Below are 18,976 nucleotides of genomic sequence, written 5' to 3' on the forward strand. Positions count from 1 at the left end.
GGACAGCGCGGCCGCAGCGCAGGCCGCGCACACGTCCTCAGCGAGGAACCCGCATGTGTCACAGTGGTTCCGCTCACACGTTAAGGGCCCGGCCCGGCGATCGGGAAGGGACCTAGGTCGCCAATCCCCTCCCTGCCGGAGCACCGCACAGGCGACCGGGAGGCCACGAGGCGCCAACGACGGCGTGCCGGGCACGCCCACTACGCGAACCACCGGCTCCGGCAGCGCCGCGGCTGCTCACGCAGTGCCGGTGGCTCACGCAGTGCCGGCGGCTCACGCAGTGCCGGCGGCTCACGCAGTGCCGCCTGCGCCCCGGATGAACGTCCCCAGACCCGTCCGGTCATAGAAGTCCAGCCTGACGCTCGCCGCCGGCCCGTTCCCGTCCACGGCGAAGATCGCCCCCGCGAGCCCGTTGGCGTTCTCGCCGACCGAGCGGAACGAAAAGGTGTCCCCGGTGTAATGGGTCAGCCGAAGGGTGGTGGGTGCCCCGGCGGGCCCCAGCCGTGCCACGAGTGCTCCGCCGTCCTCGGCGACCGTCAGCGGGCCGTAGTAGGAGTTGGTGTAGCTGCCGACGTACGCACTGTTCGCCCGAGCCGGAGCGACCTGGGCCGGCGGCCGGGAGTAGTCGACTGCGGGCTTCTCGGACTCCGCCATCCCGGCGTAGAGCCCGGCGAAGAATCCGAGCCAATCGACCGTGACGTTCCCGTTCTGGGCGATGTCGAAGAAGCCGCTGCTGATCGCATCGGGGATGCCCTCGGGGTGTCCGTTCGTCAGGACCACGATGCCCAGGTGTTCGCCGGGCAACAGGGCGACCGAGGTCGCTGCACCGAGGTAGAACGCCCCCGCGTGGCTGAGCTGGAGGTGGGCCTTGTCGTCGTAGGAGACGTTCCAGCCCATGCCGTAGAAGTGGGTCCGGCCGCCCGGCGCCGCCGGCTGGCCGGTGACGTTCTGCGGGACATGGGTCGCCTGGAGGGCCGCGGCGTCCACGATCGGCGTGCCGGCGTACGTACCGCCGCCGAGCTGTAGCCGGATCCACGCGGCCAGGTCACGTACGGTCGAGCTGGCCCCGCCGGCCGGTGCCTCGGCATCGGCGTCGCGGGTGTAGCGGGCCACCCAGGTGCGGTCGTCGGCCCGGACGTGCAGGCGCGCTTTGTCGGCAGCGGCCTCGTAGGCGGAATGGCGGTAACTGGTCGACGTCATGCCCAACGGGGTGAACAGGACCCGGTCGGCCAGGTCCTCCCAGGACGTCCCCATCGCCACGGCGCCGGCCACACCGGCCTCGGTGTAGCCGAAGTTGCTGTAGTTGTAGCTGGACCGGAAGGTGTCCAGCGGCTCCTGGTCCAGGTGGCCGAGGATGTAGTCGCGGTCGTAACCGAGATCCTCCAGGAGGTCGCCGGAGCCGGTGTGCAGTCCGCTGCGGTGCGACAACAGGTCGGCGAAGGTGGCGTGGGCGGTCACGAACGGGTCGTGGAGGGCGAACGCCGGGTTGTGCTCGACCACCGGGTCGGTCCAGGCGATCTTCCCCTGCCCCGCCACCGCGGCCAGCACGGTGGAGGCCAGCGGCTTGGAGACCGAGGCGAGCTGGAACACGGTGTCCGGGCCGACCTGCTCCGGCTTGCCCGCCTCCCGTACGCCGAAGCCCTTCAGATAGACGACCTTGTCCTGGTGGACGACGGCCGCGGCGATCCCGGGCACGCCGGTGCGGGTCATGGCGTCCAGGATGAGCCCGTCCAACCGGGCGAGCGCGTGGCTGACGTGCGTGCTGTCCAGGAGCGGTGGGACCTGCTGCGCGGGGGCCGCCAGCAGGGACGGCGAGCCGCCGGGTGCCCCGTCGCCGCCGCAGGCGGACAGCGTCGGCAGGGCGGCCAGCCCGAGCGCACCGGTGCCCAGTGCCTTCAGCACCGAGCGCCGCCCCGGGGCGTTCCGACGTGGGGTGTTGTCGAGATCCTGGACCATCTGACACCTTCTCTGAGAACGGCGACCTGACCGAGGAGCTGCTCGATCGCCAGGGATGCTGGGAGCGGGCCGCACCCGGGGAGGAGCCCCGGGTGCGGTCCGGTCAGTTGTGGTAATAGCCGGTGTACCAATGGCAGCCGTGCAGCGGATTGTGCGGCAACGTCGGGAGGTACTTGTCGGCCCGGATGCCCAGACCGCCCGCCGAGGGGGTGAGATCGGACGTCGAAACGGGGTCGAACATCCGGTGGTAGATGCTCGCAGGCACCGGCTGGGGATAGTTCGTCTTCCCCCACGGGGAGCTGTATTTGATCTTCCCCATCACATAGATCTGGTATTCGGGTCGGGCCATCCACGGGTTGTATTCCGGCGCCAGCCCGCCGTCGTTCTGCTGGAGCCGTGCCACCGTCTCCTCGGGCCACGGGCCTCCGTTGACCGTGAAGATGCCGGCATTGGTGAAGTTCGGTCCGCAGTTGATGTCGCCACCGCCCGAGTAGCCGTAGTACGTGAGGTCGGTGATGGTGCTGATGTCGAGTTGGTAGACACCGAATTCGAGCGGGGCGAGCCCGGTCCAGGACACCCGTTCGGCGGAGCGGAGCGCCGCGGAGTAGGTCGGCGTACCGTACGACGGGTCGTCCGTCGCGTGGCACCAGGCCCAGGTCCCCTGGGGAGCGGCCGGGTCGTCGGCGGTCGTGCAGTTCCAGCTGGTCACGGCCTGGAACTTCGCATAGTCCGCGAGGATCATGTCGGCCTCGCGAGAATAGCCTGCCCGCGTCTCGTCCATCGCCGCCTGGATCTGCTCACCCAATTGGTTGGCCTTGATCGAGATCTGTTCGTACGTGGGGACGTTCGTGTCCTTGCCGTACTGCCCCATCGCGCTGGCTGCCGAGATCGCCCGCGATGCTCCGGCGACCGTTGCGGCGACCATCTTCGTGCTCGAATCCGCCAGCTTCGTCGCATTTCCGAAGCCCATCAGCGATCCGAGGACGCCGACGAACTGATCACCGAACTTCATCCAACTCCACTGGACGTTCGAGTTCTTGTCCACGGCAATCTGGCCGGCCACCCGGTTCGCCGTCGTCTGTGCCTCGGCGGCAGCCCGGGCGTACGGCTTCCCCAAGGCCGCGGCCCTGGCTCTGATCAGTGCGACCTTGGAGAACTCGTCGATCAGTTCCGTCTTGGTCCGGTCGAAGTCGTCCTTCGTGTACGCCGAGGTCGGCTGATAGTCGAACCTGGCCAGGGTGTTGGCGTCACTCGTCCAGTTCTCGTCGACGGATCGCCAGTACGCCTGCCGGATGTCCGGGTCACTCAGTTGGAGTCTCCGCGCGATGTCGGTCATCGCGACCGTGTTGACCTGCGGCCAGGGCTGGGAGGACTGGGGGCCGTACGCCACGTCGCGAAGTCCGTCGACGGGCAGCGGGATCGGCGAGCTGACCGAGGGGCGGAACAGCGACTCGGTGTCGAGCGACATCTCCGTCGACAGGCGAGAGTCGGTCCCGATGTTCTCGGCTCCGGTTCCCTCGCGCGGAGCGGTCGAGGTGCCCGGTCCGACCCAGCCGACGAGGTTGTAGTCGGCACTCGGCGTGGCCGCTGCCCGGTTGAACTGGTCACGGGTGCCACCGATCGCCGCGATCTGCTGGGCGAGGGCGGACATCGTGTCGTAGTGCACGGCGGGCGCGACGGTGATGTTGTGGGCCGAGTCGCCGGGATTGCGGATGGACGACACGACCACGACGTCGCCCGGGTCGGTCGTGCTCAGGCCGGCGAGGTACGTCGTCATCGACACCACGTTGGCGGCCGCGTCGGGGCCGTTGGTGGCGAAGACGGTGTCGTTCTTCTTGCTCAGGGTGAGTTTGTCGTAGACCGCCACGAGGTAGCCGGCACCGCCGTTGAGGGACCGGACGACGTCGTTGGCTGGGTCACCGACCCGGATCCGGAGCGCGCAGTTGGTCGCTGGCTGGTCACAACCGAAGCTGGACCGCGTGTCGATGGTGACGAACTGGTTGGACAGGTAGGTGTAGTTGCCCCACCGGTTCAGCACCATCGGGGCCTGGATCCTCCCACCCTCGTACGTGTCGCTCCACTTGGACTGGACGTTCTTCTGCACCGGCTGGTCACCCGACCCGGTGACGCTGACGATCATCGAGAAGTCGCCCTGGGCGAGGCTGCCGGTCGGGAACCGGGCGGCGTCCGGGTAGGTGTATCCCAGCGGCCCGAGGGTGCCCTGCAACCCCTCACCGGCCACCCAACCGGCGGCCGGATGGTTGGTGACGATCACCCGGTAGTTCAGGTCCGCGCTCCCGTCGACCAGCACCTGGAAATCCTTCGGGAGATCGGCCGCCGTCGCCGTGGAGTACGTACGGCTCAGCTTGACGGTGAGGTCCTGGGTGTTGAGGACCAGCAGCTGCCACTCGGCCTTGGCACCGTGTCCGTCGGTGTACGACGTGCCGGACAGGAAGGGCGCCGGATGAAACGCCGTGCCGACCCGGACGCCGGGACGCCCCGCACCGTCCACCGCCATCGTGTCGAGGGCGACACTCGGGCCCGTCCGGCCCTGGGCCGCGGTGAGGGTCGTGCGCGGCGGCGTGACCGTCCCCAGCGGGACGGTCGGACCGTTGTTCCCACCGTTGTCATTGTTCCCGTGGTTGTTCTTGCCGTTGTTCACCGCGGCGTTGTTCTTGGCCGTGGCCGGCATCCCGTCCTTGGGCGCGGCTGCAGCGGACGTACCGATCATCGCCTGCCCGCCCAGCGCAAGAACGACCATGACGGCGGCCAACGACCGCCGCACTCCTCTGCTCCGCATGGAGACCCCTCCCGTTCGTGTCACGGGCCAGCCGGCGCATGGTGGCCCGCGCAGCACGCTACGGAGGCGACCGCGGACGGGGAATGGACCTGGGTCGCCAGTCTCCTCATGGTGCGGGTCTTCGCTCGACGCGAGGCGTCAGCTCCCGCTGAGGTAGCGCATCACCGCAAGCACTCGTCGGTGCGAATCGGAGTCGACCGGCAGATTCAGCGCGTCGTAGATCCGCGACGTGTGCTGGACAACGGCCTTCTCGGTGAGGAACAGCTCGGCGGCGATCCGGGCGTTGCTGCGCCCTTCCGCCATCAGCGCGAGCACCTGTTGCTGCCGCGGGGTCAGCGAGCGTACGGCCCGGTCAGAAAGCCTGGCGCGCGCGACCATCACGGCGACGACGTCCGGATCGAGCGCCGTTCCGCCGGCCACCACCTGACGGAGATCACCGAGGAACGTGTCCACGTCCGCGATCCGCTGCTTGAGCAGATAGCCCACCTTGCCGTGGGGCGAAGCGAGCAACTCGTTCGCATAGCGGCGCTGGACGTGCTGGGACAGCACCACCACGGCGATCTCGGCGTGCTTCCTGCGGATCCGCAGCGCCGCCTGCAGCCCCTCGTCGGTGTGGGTCGGCGGCATCCGGATGTCGGTGATGACCAGGTCCGGACGGCACCGGTCGACAGCCTCCTCCAGCGTGGTGGCGTCGGGTGTCACAGCGACGACCTGCAGTCCGCCCTCTTCCAGCAGCAGGTGCAGTCCGCGGCGGAGCAGCGTCTCGTCCTCGGCAATGATCACCCGCACGGCAATGCCACCTCGATCCGTGTTCCCTGTCCCGGCTCGCTGGCGATGGTCAACCGTCCGCCGAGGACGTCGATCCGGTCCGTCATGCCTCGCAGACCGCGGCCTCGACCGGGGTTCGCGCCGCCCACCCCGTCGTCCGACACCTCGATCCGCAGCCAGCCGTCGTCCGAGATCAGGCGGACCGAGGCGCGCGATGCCTGCGCGTGCTTCACGGTGTTCGTCAACGCCTCGGCGGTGACGAAGTAGGCGGTGCTCTCCAGCGCCGACGACGGCGAGATCTCCCCGATGCTCAGGACGAGCGTGGTCGGGATGGGCATCCGGTCGGCGAGGTCCTCGACAGCGGCGCCGAGGCCGTGCTCGACCAATGCCGCCGGCATCACGGCCGCCACCAGCTGACGCAGATCGGCCGCCGCTGCGTCGATCCGTTGGCGCAGCTGGGTCGCGCGTCCTCCGGACGCCGTGTCGGTCCCGGCGGCGTTCGCCAGTTGCTGAGCCTCCAGCGCCAGCAGCACCAGCTGCACCTGCAACCCGTCGTGGAGGTCCTGGGCGATCCGCCGTCGTTCGCGGTCACCGGCATCCACCAGCCGCTCCCGGGAGAACTGCAGGGCACGCTGGCTCTCCCGCAGCTCGGCCGTCAGCCGTTCCCTGTCCACGGCGATGGCGATCACCTGTCCCGCGGTCCGCACCAGCTCCGGGTCCGCGATGAGTTGGGAGTCATAGTGGACAGCACCGACGGTCCGGCCGTCCAGTTCGATCGGGACGAAGCCCCGCGCAGGCCCCGTGTCCGGAACGATCGGGACGCCACGATCGTCGACGAAGATGCGTTGCCGCGCGACCCAGAACGACAGGGCCAGGGACGGATCGCCCAGGGCCCGTGACAGGGCGCGGGTCAGCGCCGGCCGGCTCCCGTCCGAGGCGCTCAGCCAGGCGCCGAGTTCCTCCAGTTCGCCGGTCCTGGCGAAGCCTCCGCGCAGCATGCCGAACACGAACACGAACGGAACGCCGCCGAGGACCAGCAGCTGCCACGCCGCCCGGCCTTCGGCACTCAGCCCGAACACCGGTGTCAGCACCAGCGAGCTCACGGGGATGAAGAGAGCCGCGCCGACCCCGTAGGTGAAGAGCGGGGCGAGAACGCGGCGACCGGCGGCATCCGTTCGCACCAGCCGTCCGATCAGGACAGCCGCGGTCGACACCATGACCCCGGCGCCGACGAGCTGCTGGAATCCCATGCCGAGCGCCCGGGCAGTGGGGTCGTCCGCCAGGAAGAGGACCTGCGCGCGGACGGTCGGATCGAAGACGTACTTGGGCGCCTGGAGGACGAGCGAGGTGACGTACGCCGCCGCCACCGTCGCCACCGGCACCGGGCCGATCAGTCGCCCGGACGGGAAGGCGAGCAGCAGGTGCACCAGGACGGCGAGGATGAGGGTCGCACCGACCGTGCCGACGGCGACCAGTCCCGGCACCCCGGTGGCCTGCAGGCTGCCGATCCAGACGGCCAGTCCACCGAACAGGATCACCGCACCGAGTCGATTGCTCGGGCGCCGGTACCAGGCGCGGAGCCCGGCGCCGAGGTAGGCGAGGCACACCGCAGGGAACAACAGCAGGACGCCGCCCCCGGCGTCGCGCCACGGCAGGAGGGCCGTCTGCACGCCAACCAGTCCCAGACCGGAGCACAGGATCACCAGCAGCGCCCGATCGAGCGAACGGGCAAGATTGGGCCGTACGACGACGGGGCGCATGAACGGCAATCTAGCCTCACCCCACGCGTGGAGCGCCACCGTCGGCCCGGTGAGCGCTCGGGTCGTCGCCGGGGCCGCCACGTCAGGACTTGGGATTGGGCGTGAAGGCGTGCCCGGTGGCGGCGGAGACCGCGGTGAAGATCCGCACCGCCGGATCCATGCAGGGCAGCCCCTTGGGAGTGTCCGGCAGGGTCTTCGACGCGGTGCATCCACCGGAGGGGATGTCGCTGTTGGCCAGCACGACCACCGTGGTGTCGTTGGTCGTGTCGTAGAACAGTGTCGTGTTGTAGCCCGGCAGCTCCCCGGTGTGGCCCACCCACCCGTCGATGCAGCCGACAGCCAGGCCGTAACCGGCCGTGCCCGGGAAGGAGGACAGCCGGTCCACCTGTGCCGTGGTGTCGAGGAGCCCCTGGCCGGTGCCGAGGGCCCGCCCGTACACCAACAGGTCGTCGACCGACGAGACCATCTGGCCGGCGGTCCAGGCCCAGGTCGGGTTCCAGTCGGTCGTGTTGATCGGGGTCGTCGACCCGTCGGGGGTGCCCTGCAGAGTGAATCCGCTGGCGTGCGGCGCGGGCAGCGAGTCCGAGGCGCTCGGCATCGACGTCGTCGACAGCCCCAGCGGAAGGAGCACCTGCTCCGTGAGGACGTCGGCGTACGGCTTGCCGGTGACCTTCTCGATGACCTTGCCGAGCAGGATGGTGTTGGTGTTGGAGTAGTCGAACTTCGCCCCCGGGGCGAACTGCGGCGGCAGGGCGAGGCCGACGGCCAGCAGCTCGTCCGGCGTCCAGGTCCGCTGCGGGTCAGCGAACAGCTTGTCCGTGAAGGCCTGGTCCAGCGTGTAGCTGGCGATCCCGCTGGTCATGGTCAACAGCATCCGCAGGGTGACGTCCTTGCCGTTCGGAACGCCCGGAACGTACGTGCTGATGGGGTCGTCCAGCGTCAGCTTGCCCTGCTGGGCGAGCTGGAGGACGAGCGTGCCGGTGAAGGTCTTGGTGACCGATCCGATCCGCTGGTGGACATCGGTCGTCATCGGGGCCTTCGTGGTCGGATCAGCCACCCCGTACGCCTTCGTCCACGTCCCCTGCGGACTCCGGACCGCCACGACGGCACCCGACGTGGCGGCCGCCGTGAGGCCCTCGGCGGCCGCGGCATCCAGCGCCGCTGCGGTCTCCGCGGGCATCACCGCCGTGGCCCGGGCCGAGGGCGTACGCACCGCGACGGCTTGTGGATCGGCGACGCAGCCGGTAGGGGCGGACGTGGTCGCCGTTGACGGCCGGCCCGCAGCATTCTCCGACCGAGCGGACGGAACCGCAGCGCACGCCGCCAGGAGGATGACGAGCACACCAGCCGAGACTGCGCGGACGAGGAAGCTCCGGCGGATCACAGGGGGTCTCCGTTCGATCGGTCGAGGTGCCGCCACGGCACATCGACCCCATCGTGTCCGGTGGGCGGTCCGCCGTCGATAGACCTGAGTCCCCAGTGGCCACCGTGCGCACCGAAGACCCAGGCACCCGGAACGACGATCGGCCCCGATTCCTGAGGGAGTCGAGGCCGATCGTTCCGCGTCGTTACGCGGATCTGGTACACCGCCAGGGACTTGAACCCTGAACCCGCTGATTAAGAGTCAGCTGCTCTGCCAGTTGAGCTAGCGGTGCGCGCGAAAAGAAACACTAGCAGCCACCTCGACCGTCACCCAAATCGAACGACAGCCGGCGGCTCCGTCCGGGAACGTATCCCGATCCACACCGGCATGAACAGCTGCCTCCTCCGCGACGATGCCAGCCGCTTGCGGAGACCACGACCTTTGTTGAAGACGAAACCTTCGGTAGCATCACACAGGCAGACGTAGGGACGGGAATCGATGGGTCATCGCGACAAGCACTCCGTGGCGCGTGCCACGTCGCCGATTCCGCTGGTGATGGCCATGACCGTGCTGGCGGGGCTGAGCGGGCCCGGGACGTGGGGTCCCGCGCCTTGTCGCTCCCTGCTGTCAGGACTCTGGTCCTTCGGGCGCGGAGTCCGGGTCAGCATCACGTATCCGGTCTGCGGGGTGAGTCTGCATGACCTCGGGTCGGCGGTCATCCGGTCGGGCCCTCTCGCATGGACCATCTGTCTGGGAACCCTGGTGGTCGGGTTCATCACCCTGCTCAACGTCACCGGTCTGGGTCTGGCTGTCCTGCGGTTGCGGCGCCGGGTCCGCGGCTGGTTCGCGAAGCGGCTGGGTCTGCGCCTGCCGGAACCGACGCTGCCGCTCGTATCCTCCCCGCCCCAGCCCTTCAGCTTCGTGGCGGCCGACTCGCGGTCGACCATCGCCGGGCGAACCCCGCATCGCCGGGGTCCTCCCGCACTCCTCGTGAACGCGTGAGCCCGCGCCACCTCGTCCCCCCGTTCGAGTGGCGCGGCTGATCATCATCCCCTGTCGTCGACGCCGCACCCTGGCGTCACCCCGGGAGGGCGCGGCCTTGCCTGCCACCGCCCTGATTCCCATCTCGCAGCCTTACGAAGGACCGCATCAACCATGCCCACGAACACCCCATCGAACCGCGCCTCCTCGGCCCCTCCCACCGGGAACCGCCGCCAGCAACTGGCCGCACAGGCCGCGCAGGCCGAGCGTGACCGGACCATCCGCCGAAGGGTCGGACTCGCCCTCCTGGTCGCCGTCCTCGCGGCAGCGATCTTCGCGGGAGTCTGGCTCGGCGGCTCGGCCATCTCGTCGCGCTCGACCGCAGCGACAGCCTCCTCCGGGGCCCAGGACAACGGCGTCATCACGGTCGGCTCCGCCACCGCACCGGTCCGTGTCGAGGTCTACCAGGACTTCATGTGCCCCTACTGCGGCCGCTTCGAACGAGCCAACGGCGATGACGTCGCCCACCTCGTCGCGGACGGCACCGTACGCCTGGAGCTCCACCCGCTGTCATTCCTCGATCCCTCGTCGCAGGGTTCGCAATACTCCACCAGATCGGCCAACGCCTTCGTCACGGCGGCCAAGGCCGACCCCCAGCACATCCTCGCCTTCAACAGCGCCCTCTACGCCAACCAGCCGGCCGAAGGCACGCCGGGGCTGACCGACCAACAGCTCGCCCAGCTCGCGGTCGGTGCCGGCATCGACCCGGCAGTGGCAGGGAGCTTCACCGCAATGACCTACCGCGGATGGGTCCAGGACGGCACCACGAAGGCTTTCGCCGACGGGATCAACGCCACCCCGACGATCAGGATCAACGGCACCACATGGACCGGAGATCCGTACACCCCCGGCACGATCAAGGCGGCGATCCAGGCGGCCCCGCATGAGTGAGACGCGGACCGACGAGCCGATATCCCGTGCGGAGATCCGCCGGGCGGAGCCGGGCAGGCAGGTGCTGTTCGTCACGATGCTGGTCTCGGCTGCACTGAGCCTTCTCGCATCGTTCGTGCTGTCGGCCGACGCAGTCAGGCTGGCCGCCGATCCGCACGTCGCATTGTCGTGCAACATCAACGCGACCATCAGCTGCGGCACCGTCGGGACGTCGTGGCAAGCCAGCCTCTTCGGCTTCCCGAACGCGTTCCTGGGCCTGATCGCCGAGCCCGTGGTGATCACCCTCGCCGTGGCCGGCCTCGCCGGCGTACGGTTCCCGCGCGGCTTCATGCTCGCGGCCCAGGTCGTGTACCTGCTCGGCTTCCTCTTCGCCTACTGGCTGTTCTTCGAAGCGGTCTTCGACATCGGGGCACTGTGCCCATGGTGTCTGCTGGTCACCCTCTCGACGACGGGGGTGTTCGCCTCGATGACGAGACTCAACATTCTGGACAACAGCCTCTACCTGCCGACCCGCGTCCAGGCAAGGCTCCTCCGCGGGCTGCGCTGGGGTCTGGACCGGCTCATCGTCGGGCTGTGGCTCGTCGCCCTGGTGATCGTCATCGTCGTCCACTACGGGGCCGCACTCGTCGCGTAATACCCGGACCAGCATCGTGGGCGGCGTCGGGAACGGCGCCGCCCACCCGCGAACCGGTCATGCCGGACACCGAGACCGAGGTGCCGGGCACCGAGGCTGAGGTGCCGGGCACTGAGACCGAGGTGCCGGAGGCCGACGCTGCGGTGCCGGACACCGATGTTGCCGTGCCGGACACCGAACGGACATCGGCCTCGACTCCCGAGGGAGTCGAGGCCGATCGTTCCGCGTCGTTGCGCGGATCTGGTACACCGCCAGGGACTTGAACCCTGAACCCGCTGATTAAGAGTCAGCTGCTCTGCCAGTTGAGCTAGCGGTGCAGGCGACTGGAAACTCTAGCAGCCCACCCGGCCCACACCAAATCGCCGGTCAGAGGTCCACATCGCCGGTCAGAGGTACAGACCGGTGGCGGCCACATCGCCCTCCTCGGCGCTCACCGCGTGCAAGTCGCGCTCCCGGAGCAGGATGTAGTCGCGACCCTTGAGCTCGACCTCGGCACGGTCCTCGGGATCGTAGAGCACCCGGTCACCGACCTTGACGGAGCGTACGTTCGGGCCCGAGGCGACGACCGCCGCCCAGCTGAGCCGCTTGCCGATCGCGACGGTCGCCGGGATGACGATGCCACCGCCGGAGCGCCGCTCCCCCGCCTCACCCTCGGTGGACACCAGCACCCGGTCGTGCAGCATCCGGATCGGCAGGCCGCGCTCGACGGCTCCACCGACCGCCCCGGACATGGTCTCGGACGTGTTGTCGGGCAACGTGTCAGGCCTTCTTCACGGTGGTCGCGGCGGGTCCGGCGGTGAGCGCGGCAGCCTGCTTGCGGGCGACCCGCAGCGCCTTGCGCTTCTGGCCGCCGCGGACGATGCCGCGCAGCGTGGCGACGGTGACCAGGACACCCACCGCCGCACCGGCGATCATGGTCACCCGGTCGATGCGTACGCCGTTGTCGTCGACGAACTGACCCTTGACAGCCTTGACCTGGGCATCGGCGAAGGCCTTCGCCTGGTCGATCGTCTGGTTCTTGATGGTCGTCGGGTGCACTTCCTTGGCCAGCTGCTCGATGGAGGCCTCCAACCGGGCGCGGGCCTCGGCGATCTCCGCCTTGATCTGCGACTCGGTGCGGGGGTACAGGCGCTCGCGGGTCTCGGTGGCCACTGTGACACTCCTCAGTCGGTGATGGGTGCGTACGCGCATCAGAAGCCCGCGAGGGCGCCCCGGCACCGCGTACGGCCGAACGGGGACAGCCTATTGCAGCCCGGGTGCCACCACTACCACTGCAGACGATCCCGGGCACCACCGGGCGCGGGTCCGCCGTACGGCACCCCTGCCGACGCTCTCCCGCCGATCCGCGCCACACGGACCCCACGGCGCCGTCGACGATCAGCCGCGGATCCGGGCGACCACCGCCTCCCCGAGCGCGGCCAGCGCGTCGGCCAGCCGACTCATCTGGGAGGTGACCGACCGATCCGACTCGGCCTGGGAGGCGATGAACGCGCCGTCGAAGCCGGCGATGCCGAAGTAGTCCAGCTCATCAGCCACGGCCCGGGCGACGGTGGGCCCCTCCGCGGCGAAGGCGGAGCGGATCATCTCGTTCATGTACGCCCGGCCCTCGGCCCGGACGTCATGAATGATGTCGGCCACCTCAGCCTCGACCGCCTCACTGCTGAGGATCAGCAGCATGTGCAGCCGCAGGAAGTCCGGGTTGGCGGCGAAGACCTCTCCGGTGCGCTGCAGGTACCAGGCCAGCCGGTCCCGCGGCTCGCCCCCCTCGGGGGGCTCCGCGTGGGCCGTACGCATCCCGTCGAAGAAGCCCTGGGCGCCACGGGCCATCACTGCCGAGAGCAGGCCGCCCTTCGAGTGGAAGTGGTGGTAGATGGCGCTTTTCGGCACACCCGCCTCCGCGACCAGCGCGGAGATCGACGCACCGGCGTAGCCGCGTGCCGCCATCACCCGCGAGGCCGCGTCGAGGATCTCCTCCCGCGAGCGTTCACCGCGCCGATTCCCGGCGTGTCCGTTGTTCACCGGGCGAGCATAGGCCTTCCCGGTGCCCCACGGGCGTGCGTCACACCGTCGAACACAGGGGTTGACGAGACGGTCGCCACATGTGACCTTAGTCACTATTGAACGGAACGTTCGGTCCAAAACTGGTCCGGACATCACCTCGATGGGGAGCACATGACACAGCGGTACGACAACGACGTCGCCGTCATCGGCTACGGGCCGACCGGCCTCGTCGGCGCGCTCACGGCGGCCACCAAGGGCGCCGGCGTCGTCGCGTTCGAGCGCGACAAGGACATCTACAGCCGGGCCCGGGCCGTCACGGTCAACGACTGGACGATGCGGATCTTCCAGGATCTCGGCATCGACGAACGGATCGAGAAGGTCATCGAGCCGCAGCGCGCACTGCGCTGGGTGACGTACGACGGCCAGGAGGTCATGCGGGTGCAGCACCCGCCGTCGGCCCTCGGCACGCGGAACGCCAAGCCGCGGTTCTACAACATCTATCAGCCGACCATGGAGGCCGAGCTGCGCCGCTGCGGCGAGGCCCTCGACAACCTCGAGGTGCGCTACGGCACCGAGGTGATCGGCCTGGAGCAGGACGCCGACGGCGTCACCATCACCTCGCGCGACCGGGAGACCGGCGCCGCCAGCACCACCCGGGTGCGCTACGTCATCGCCGCCGACGGTGGCTCGTCGGCGGTGCGCAAGATGCTGGACATCCCGATGACGGGTGACACCGTCCCGACGCTGTGGATCGTCATCGACTGCAAGGCGCTGCGCTGGTGGCCCGACCGTGACTTCCTCACCTTCTGGACCGACAAGGATCGGCCGGTCGTCGACATCGCCCTGTCCGCGGGCAACCACCGCTGGGAGATCCCGCTGCAGCCCGACGAGACCGAGGCCGACTTCCCGACCAGCGCCGAGGTGTGGCCGCTGCTGGAGGCGATGGGCAAGACCCACCAGGACGTCCAGATCCTCCAGCACGCGTTCTACCGCCACCACGTACGGGCCGCCGAGACCTGGCGCAAGGGCCGGGTCTTCCTCGCCGGCGACGCCGGCCACCTGATGCCGCCGTGGGCGGGCGCGGGCATGCAGTCCGGCATGCGTGACGGCCACAACCTGGGCTGGAAGCTGGCCCGCGTGCTGCGTGGCGAGCTGGGTGAGGAGTGGCTCGACACGTACGAGGCCGAACGTCGCCCGAACGTGGCGTTCTTCACCGACCTCGCCGTCGGTCTGGGCCGGGTGATCAAGCAGGAGGCCGGCGCCGAGGAGATCGCGGCGATGAACACGGTGCCGGAGGGCACCGTCACCCCGTTCGAGCCGCCGCTGATCGCTCCCCCGGTGCTGGCCGGCGGGTGGCTGCGCGGCCCGCTCGGTGACGCGAGCATCATTGGCCGGATGCTGCCGCAGCCGACCGTCGGTGACACCGTGGGCCGGATGGGCCGCGCCGACGAGCTGCTCGGCGACGACTTCGTCCTGCTCGGCGCCGATGTCGACCCGGCGACGCTGCTCACCCCGGCCGAGAAGGCGGAGTGGGATGCCCTGGGCGCCCGCTACCTCGCCGTCCGTCCACGGGACGCCTACACCGAGGGGCCGGACGAGCTGGTCGACCTGCAGGGTGTGCTGCTGGCCTGGTTCGAGCGCTACGGCGTGCGCGCCGTCGCCGTACGGCCCGACAAGTTCGTCGCCGCGGCCGACACCAGCGGCCTCGCCGTCCCGGCCCTCTGATCGCCCGATCGGCTCGAAGGAGAGACATCATGACCGGAGTCAAGGAACTCGCGTACGTCGTCTACGAGGCCGGCGATCTGGCTGACTGGGAGCACTTCGGTGCCGACTTGCTCGGCATGCAGGTGGCCGACCGGGACGCCGACGAGCTGCGGCTGCGCACCGATGAGAAGGCCTACCGCTGGCTGGTCCAGCAGGGTCCCGCCGATGATCTGATCGCATCGGGCTATCAGGTCGAGAGCGACGCCGCCCTCGGCGACATCATCGACCGGGTGCGGGCCGCCGGGCTCGCCGTCACCGAAGGCGATGCCGCCCTGGCCGCTGCCCGCCAGGTCGAGCGGATCGCGATCACCGCCGATCCGATGGGCAACCGGGTCGAGCTGGTCACCGGCTTCGCCGATGCCGAGACGCCGTTCCGTTCCGACGTCCTGCTCGGCGGTTTCGTCACCGGCGCCGGCGGCGCGGGCCACCACGTGCTGTTGTCCAAGGGCGTCTCCCGCGCGGACTATCTGGCCTTCTACCAGGACCTGCTCGGCTTCACGATCAGCGACCGGATCGTTGAGGAGCTCGCTCCCGGCATCGTCGCCGACCTGATCTTCCTGCACTGCAACCCGCGCCACCACACCCTCGCGCTGGGTGACATGCCGCACCCGAAGAAGACCCACCACTTCATGCTGGAGGTCACCGACATCCGCGACGTCGGCCTCGCGTACGACCGGTGCCTGGACGCCCACCAGCCGTTCGAGATGACGCTCGGCATGCACCCCAACGACAACATGTTCAGCTTCTACGTCCGTACGCCGTCCGGTTTCGCCGTCGAGTACGGCTGGGGCGGCCTGTTGATCGACGACGACACCTGGCAGGTGCAGACCCTCGACCGGCTGCACTCCTGGGGCCACCGCCCCCCGGAGGTCGTCCAGGATCTGCTCAGCCGCACCCTCTCCCCCACCGAGCCCCAGGAAGTGAGCCAGTGATGACCCTGCTCGAATCCGACATCGCCAAGGACGTCCAGACCCCCCACTGGCGGATCCACTACAACGAGGCCGGCACCGGTCACCCTGTCGTGCTGCTGCACGGCGGCGGCCCCGGCGCCACCGGGTGGAGCAACTACTCGCCGAACATCGAGGCGCTGTCGCGGCACTTCCGGGTGATCGCCCCCGATCTGCCCGGCTGGGGTGACTCCGACGAGGTCGACTTCCTGGCGTACGACCCGATCGACGCGGTCTGTGAACTCCTCGATGCCCTCGGCATCGAGCAGGCCGCCTTCGTCGGCAACTCGATGGGCGGCCACACCTCACTACGGATGGCGATCGAACGACCGGAACGGGTCTCGCACCTGATCACCATGGGCGCGCCGATCCAGATGGGGCCGTTCCTCTTCGGCGCCGGCGGCGGACCGTCGGAGGGTCTGACGATCATGTACCAGGGCTACTCCGACGCCAGCCCCGAGGCGATGAAGCGGCTCGTCGAGATCATGGTGTACGACCGGGCGCGGTTCGCCACGCCGGAGCTGTGCGAACAGCGCTCGGCCGCCGCACTGGGCCATCCGCAGCACCTGGCCAACATCGCGCGGGTCGCGCCCAAGGCGCCGATCCCGATCTGGGCCGATCTCCGCACGCTGGCCTCGATCACGGCGCCGGCGCTGCTGATCCACGGTCGCGATGATCGGGTGGTCTCCTTCGAGTCGACCCTGTTCCTCGCGGCGAACATCCCGGACTCGCGGGCGCACATCATCAACCGTTGCGGTCACTGGGCCCAGCTGGAGCATGCCGCCGAGTTCAACCGCCAGGTGATCGAGTTCGTCACCCACCACTGAGCGGTCCTGGCCGGGTGCTTCCGTCGGCGCCCGGCCAGGGTCCGTCGGGCCTCGGCACGGTCGGGGTCCGGCCAGGGTCCGTCGGGCCTCGGCACGGTCGGGGTCCGGCCAGGGTCCGTCGGGCCTCGGCACGGTCGGGGTCCGGTCGGACGCCGGCCCGGTCAGGTTCCCTCGGGTTCCTGCTCGGCGCGTTCGATCCGGGCTGCCTCGCGGCGGCGATGTTCGCGCGCCATCGCCGCCGTCGCGTACGGCGAATAGCGGGGCACCCAGCGGGCCATCGCTCCGGCCGCGCCGAGTCCGATCAGGCCGGTCGCCGAGATGCCGATCCCGAGGGTGGCGACCGCCACGCCGGCAGCGGGCAGCAGCGGTCCCACGGCGTTGCCGGTGTCGCTGATCAACCGCCAGATGGACAGGAAGGTCGTCCGGTTGTCCGGCGGCGCGACATCGGCGCCGAGCGTCATGATGATCCCCGACCCGATGCCGTTGCCGAGACTCATCACCACTGCGGCGATGCCCAGGGTGACCACGTGGTGGGTCAGTGGGAGGACCATCATGCCCGCTCCGAGCAGGATCATCGACGGGATGCCCACCCACAGCCGACCGAGTCGGTCCATCACGTGGCCCGACGGGTAGAAGAGCGACATGTCCACCGCGTTGGCCACCCCGAAGATCAGGCTCGTCGCCGTGGCCGACAGGCCGATGTGATCGGCCCACAGCGGCAGCACGGTCTGTCGTGCGGCCCGCACCGCGCCGACGGCGAACGCCGCCAGGCCCAGCGTGAGGAACAGTCGGCGGTGCTGCCCGAACATCGCCAGGGTCGTCGATCCCCCACGATGGGCCGGCGGGCGGTCGTTGGCCTTGTCTTCGTCCGGCACCACCGCGAGCAGAATGCCGGTGACGAGGGTCGCCCCGATCGCGACTCCGAACGCGGCACGCAGCCCCCAGATCGCGATGGCCGCGGCCCCGATGAACGGGCCGATGAAGAGCCCCACGCGGTGGGACCCGGCGAGGGTGGACAGGGCGCGGGCGCGCAGGTGGACGGCGACCACCTCGGAAACGTACGTCTGCCGGGCGAGGTAGAAGACCGCGCTGCCGAGACCGATGAGCAGCTGGCCGGCGGCGAGGGCCCACAGTGACGGCACCGACCAGGAGAGCACCAGCGCGACGGCCGTCGCGGCCGTGGCGATCAGCATCGCCCGTCGGTCGCCGACCCGGTTGGCCAGCCACGCCGCCGGCACGTCACCGACGATGCGGCCGATGCCGAGGGCCGACAGAATGACACCGGCCATGCTCGCGGACGCACCCTGGTCCAGGGCCACCAGCGCCAGGACCGGGGCGAGCGCGCCGTTGCCGATCTCGTACACCAGCGCTGGAATCAGGGCGGAGGGGGCGATTCGACGGAGCACCGCTCCACTGGTTTCAAGTGTGCCGCTCATCGCGGGTCATGTTACCGCCTGCCGCGCAGGACGATGTGATGCGCGTCTCATTTCGGGTGGTGTCGGGCACACCGCTCGCTACCTACCCGCATCGTGGTGTACCTGCACACGCCGTACCCGCATCCTGGTGACCCCATTAGGGTGGTCGTCATGGACAACAAGCTGGAGACCGGCGCCACCGCCCCGGCGTTCACTCTGCTCGACGCTGACGGTGTCGAGGTGTCACTCAGTGACTTCGCCGGCCGGCGGGTCATCGTCTACTTCTACCCGGCCGCGATGACCCCGGGCTGTACGACCGAGGCCTGCGACTTCACCGCCCTCCGCCCCGATCTGGAGACCGCCGGCGTCGCCGCCGTGCTGGGCATCTCGCCGGACAAGCCGGAGCGGCTGGCGAAGTTCCGCGACAAGGAGTCGCTCACGGTCACCCTGCTCTCCGACCCGGACCGCACAACCGCGGCGGCGTACGCAGCGTACGGCGAGAAGATCAACTACGGCCGGGCGCTGATGGGCATCATCCGCTCCACCTTCACCGTCGATGTCGACGACGACGGGGTGGGCACCATTGCGGATGCCAAATACAACGTACGGGCCAAGGGGCATGTCGAGCGGCTGCTGAAGGACCTCACCGTCTGATCGCAGCGGTCCCGACGGGCCGGACGATCCCAGCGGCCCCGACGGACCGGACGATCCCAGCGGCCCCGACGGACCGGACGATCCCAGCGGCCCCGACGGACCGGACGATCCCAGCGGCCCCGACGGACCGGACGATCCCAGCGGCCCCGACGGAC

At 69.6% G+C, this 18,976-nt stretch carries 17 protein-coding genes and 2 tRNA genes; 8 read left to right on the forward strand and 11 right to left on the reverse strand.

Features of this window, described 5'->3' with window-relative positions; translation table 11 throughout:
• Window positions 1–291: 291 nt before the first annotated feature.
• The 6 genes from R0146_RS15885 to R0146_RS15910 all read right to left on the reverse strand — a co-directional run bounded on the left by R0146_RS15885 (window position 292) and on the right by R0146_RS15910 (window position 8,939).
• Entirely contained in the window at window positions 292–1,956 is a 1,665-nt protein-coding gene (locus R0146_RS15885) for a serine hydrolase (protein WP_317690770.1), read from the reverse strand.
• Window positions 1,957–2,059: 103 nt separating this feature from the next.
• Window positions 2,060–4,756: a hypothetical protein gene (locus R0146_RS15890; RefSeq protein ID WP_317690771.1), complete on the reverse strand. Its 2,697-nt coding sequence runs from the start codon at window positions 4,754–4,756 to the stop codon at window positions 2,060–2,062.
• Window positions 4,757–4,894: 138 nt separating this feature from the next.
• Window positions 4,895–5,545: a response regulator gene (locus R0146_RS15895; protein WP_317690772.1), complete on the reverse strand. Its 651-nt coding sequence runs from the start codon at window positions 5,543–5,545 to the stop codon at window positions 4,895–4,897.
• Entirely contained in the window at window positions 5,536–7,284 is a 1,749-nt protein-coding gene (locus R0146_RS15900) for a sensor histidine kinase (RefSeq protein WP_317690774.1), read from the reverse strand. Before R0146_RS15900 ends, R0146_RS15895 begins: the two co-directional genes overlap by 10 nt.
• An 82-nt stretch (window positions 7,285–7,366) precedes the next feature.
• Window positions 7,367–8,497 carry a serine hydrolase domain-containing protein gene (locus R0146_RS15905; protein WP_317690775.1) on the reverse strand — a complete coding sequence of 377 codons (1,131 nt, stop codon included), beginning with the start codon at window positions 8,495–8,497 and terminating at the stop codon, window positions 7,367–7,369.
• A 366-nt stretch (window positions 8,498–8,863) separates the two neighbouring features.
• Window positions 8,864–8,939 (reverse strand) — tRNA-Lys (locus R0146_RS15910).
• Window positions 8,940–9,334: 395 nt separating this feature from the next.
• Between R0146_RS15910 and R0146_RS15915 the strand changes: the two genes are divergently transcribed.
• From R0146_RS15915 to R0146_RS15930, 4 genes are all read left to right on the forward strand, one after another.
• A complete protein-coding gene (locus R0146_RS15915; RefSeq protein WP_317690776.1) occupies window positions 9,335–9,649 on the forward strand; it encodes a hypothetical protein in 315 nt (104 codons plus the stop codon).
• Window positions 9,650–9,802: 153 nt separating this feature from the next.
• The gene (locus tag R0146_RS15920; RefSeq protein WP_317690777.1) at window positions 9,803–10,579 is read left to right on the forward strand and encodes a DsbA family protein; all 777 of its coding nucleotides are present in this window, start codon (window positions 9,803–9,805) and stop codon (window positions 10,577–10,579) included.
• Window positions 10,572–11,213, forward strand: coding sequence for a vitamin K epoxide reductase family protein (locus R0146_RS15925; RefSeq protein ID WP_317690779.1), 642 nt, complete (start codon window positions 10,572–10,574; stop codon window positions 11,211–11,213). The genes R0146_RS15920 and R0146_RS15925 overlap by 8 nt, the downstream gene beginning before the upstream one ends.
• A 59-nt stretch (window positions 11,214–11,272) precedes the next feature.
• Window positions 11,273–11,476, forward strand: a complete 204-nt coding sequence (locus R0146_RS15930) for a hypothetical protein (protein WP_317690780.1) — start codon at window positions 11,273–11,275, stop codon at window positions 11,474–11,476.
• On the opposite strand, the gene R0146_RS15935 is transcribed toward R0146_RS15930, so the two are convergent.
• The 4 genes from R0146_RS15935 to R0146_RS15950 form a co-directional block, all read right to left on the reverse strand.
• Window positions 11,455–11,530 (reverse strand) — tRNA-Lys (locus R0146_RS15935). The two genes, R0146_RS15930 and R0146_RS15935, sit on opposite strands and share 22 nt — an antisense overlap.
• 69 nt (window positions 11,531–11,599) lie before the next feature.
• Window positions 11,600–11,944: a GroES family chaperonin gene (locus tag R0146_RS15940; protein ID WP_317692440.1), complete on the reverse strand. Its 345-nt coding sequence runs from the start codon at window positions 11,942–11,944 to the stop codon at window positions 11,600–11,602.
• A gap of 28 nt (window positions 11,945–11,972) precedes the next feature.
• Window positions 11,973–12,365 carry a DUF3618 domain-containing protein gene (locus tag R0146_RS15945; protein ID WP_317690781.1) on the reverse strand — a complete coding sequence of 131 codons (393 nt, stop codon included), beginning with the start codon at window positions 12,363–12,365 and terminating at the stop codon, window positions 11,973–11,975.
• Window positions 12,366–12,590: 225 nt separating this feature from the next.
• On the reverse strand, window positions 12,591–13,232 hold the full coding sequence (locus R0146_RS15950) for a TetR/AcrR family transcriptional regulator (protein WP_317690782.1): 642 nt from the start codon (window positions 13,230–13,232) through the stop codon (window positions 12,591–12,593).
• Window positions 13,233–13,385: 153 nt separating this feature from the next.
• On the opposite strand from R0146_RS15950, the gene R0146_RS15955 reads away from it, so the two are divergent.
• The 3 genes from R0146_RS15955 to R0146_RS15965 are packed head-to-tail and all read left to right on the forward strand — an operon-like array spanning window position 13,386 to window position 16,752.
• Window positions 13,386–14,939, forward strand: a complete 1,554-nt coding sequence (locus R0146_RS15955) for an FAD-dependent monooxygenase (protein WP_317690783.1) — start codon at window positions 13,386–13,388, stop codon at window positions 14,937–14,939.
• Window positions 14,940–14,968: 29 nt separating this feature from the next.
• Window positions 14,969–15,910, forward strand: coding sequence for a VOC family protein (locus R0146_RS15960; protein WP_317690784.1), 942 nt, complete (start codon window positions 14,969–14,971; stop codon window positions 15,908–15,910).
• Complete coding sequence (locus tag R0146_RS15965) at window positions 15,910–16,752, forward strand: alpha/beta fold hydrolase (protein WP_317690785.1); 843 nt, start codon at window positions 15,910–15,912, stop codon at window positions 16,750–16,752. Before R0146_RS15960 ends, R0146_RS15965 begins: the two co-directional genes overlap by 1 nt.
• Before the next feature lie 161 nt (window positions 16,753–16,913).
• Here the strand turns inward: R0146_RS15965 and R0146_RS15970 are convergent, their stop codons facing one another.
• On the reverse strand, window positions 16,914–18,188 hold the full coding sequence (locus R0146_RS15970) for an MFS transporter (protein WP_317690787.1): 1,275 nt from the start codon (window positions 18,186–18,188) through the stop codon (window positions 16,914–16,916).
• A gap of 150 nt (window positions 18,189–18,338) precedes the next feature.
• Between R0146_RS15970 and R0146_RS15975 the strand changes: the two genes are divergently transcribed.
• A complete protein-coding gene (locus R0146_RS15975) occupies window positions 18,339–18,821 on the forward strand; it encodes a peroxiredoxin (RefSeq protein WP_317690788.1) in 483 nt (160 codons plus the stop codon).
• Window positions 18,822–18,976 lie beyond the last annotated feature (155 nt).

This window comes from Raineyella sp. LH-20, from assembly GCF_033110965.1.
GTDB lineage: Bacteria > Actinomycetota > Actinomycetes > Propionibacteriales > Propionibacteriaceae > Raineyella.

What these genes read in the sequence shown, in the direction of transcription:
- R0146_RS15975 (WP_317690788.1), top strand. Translation starts at nt 18,339, where the DNA reads ATGGACAACAAGCTGGAGACCGGCGCCACCGCCCCGGCGTTCACTCTG.
- R0146_RS15930 (WP_317690780.1), top strand. Translation starts at nt 11,273, where the DNA reads ATGCCGGACACCGAGACCGAGGTGCCGGGCACCGAGGCTGAGGTGCCG.
- R0146_RS15890 (WP_317690771.1), bottom strand. Translation starts at nt 4,756, where the DNA reads ATGCGGAGCAGAGGAGTGCGGCGGTCGTTGGCCGCCGTCATGGTCGTT.
- R0146_RS15955 (WP_317690783.1), top strand. Translation starts at nt 13,386, where the DNA reads ATGACACAGCGGTACGACAACGACGTCGCCGTCATCGGCTACGGGCCG.
- R0146_RS15960 (WP_317690784.1), top strand. Translation starts at nt 14,969, where the DNA reads ATGACCGGAGTCAAGGAACTCGCGTACGTCGTCTACGAGGCCGGCGAT.
- R0146_RS15925 (WP_317690779.1), top strand. Translation starts at nt 10,572, where the DNA reads ATGAGTGAGACGCGGACCGACGAGCCGATATCCCGTGCGGAGATCCGC.
- R0146_RS15885 (WP_317690770.1), bottom strand. Translation starts at nt 1,956, where the DNA reads ATGGTCCAGGATCTCGACAACACCCCACGTCGGAACGCCCCGGGGCGG.
- R0146_RS15920 (WP_317690777.1), top strand. Translation starts at nt 9,803, where the DNA reads ATGCCCACGAACACCCCATCGAACCGCGCCTCCTCGGCCCCTCCCACC.
- R0146_RS15940 (WP_317692440.1), bottom strand. Translation starts at nt 11,944, where the DNA reads ATGTCCGGGGCGGTCGGTGGAGCCGTCGAGCGCGGCCTGCCGATCCGG.
- R0146_RS15965 (WP_317690785.1), top strand. Translation starts at nt 15,910, where the DNA reads ATGACCCTGCTCGAATCCGACATCGCCAAGGACGTCCAGACCCCCCAC.
- R0146_RS15900 (WP_317690774.1), bottom strand. Translation starts at nt 7,284, where the DNA reads ATGCGCCCCGTCGTCGTACGGCCCAATCTTGCCCGTTCGCTCGATCGG.
- R0146_RS15970 (WP_317690787.1), bottom strand. Translation starts at nt 18,188, where the DNA reads ATGAGCGGCACACTTGAAACCAGTGGAGCGGTGCTCCGTCGAATCGCC.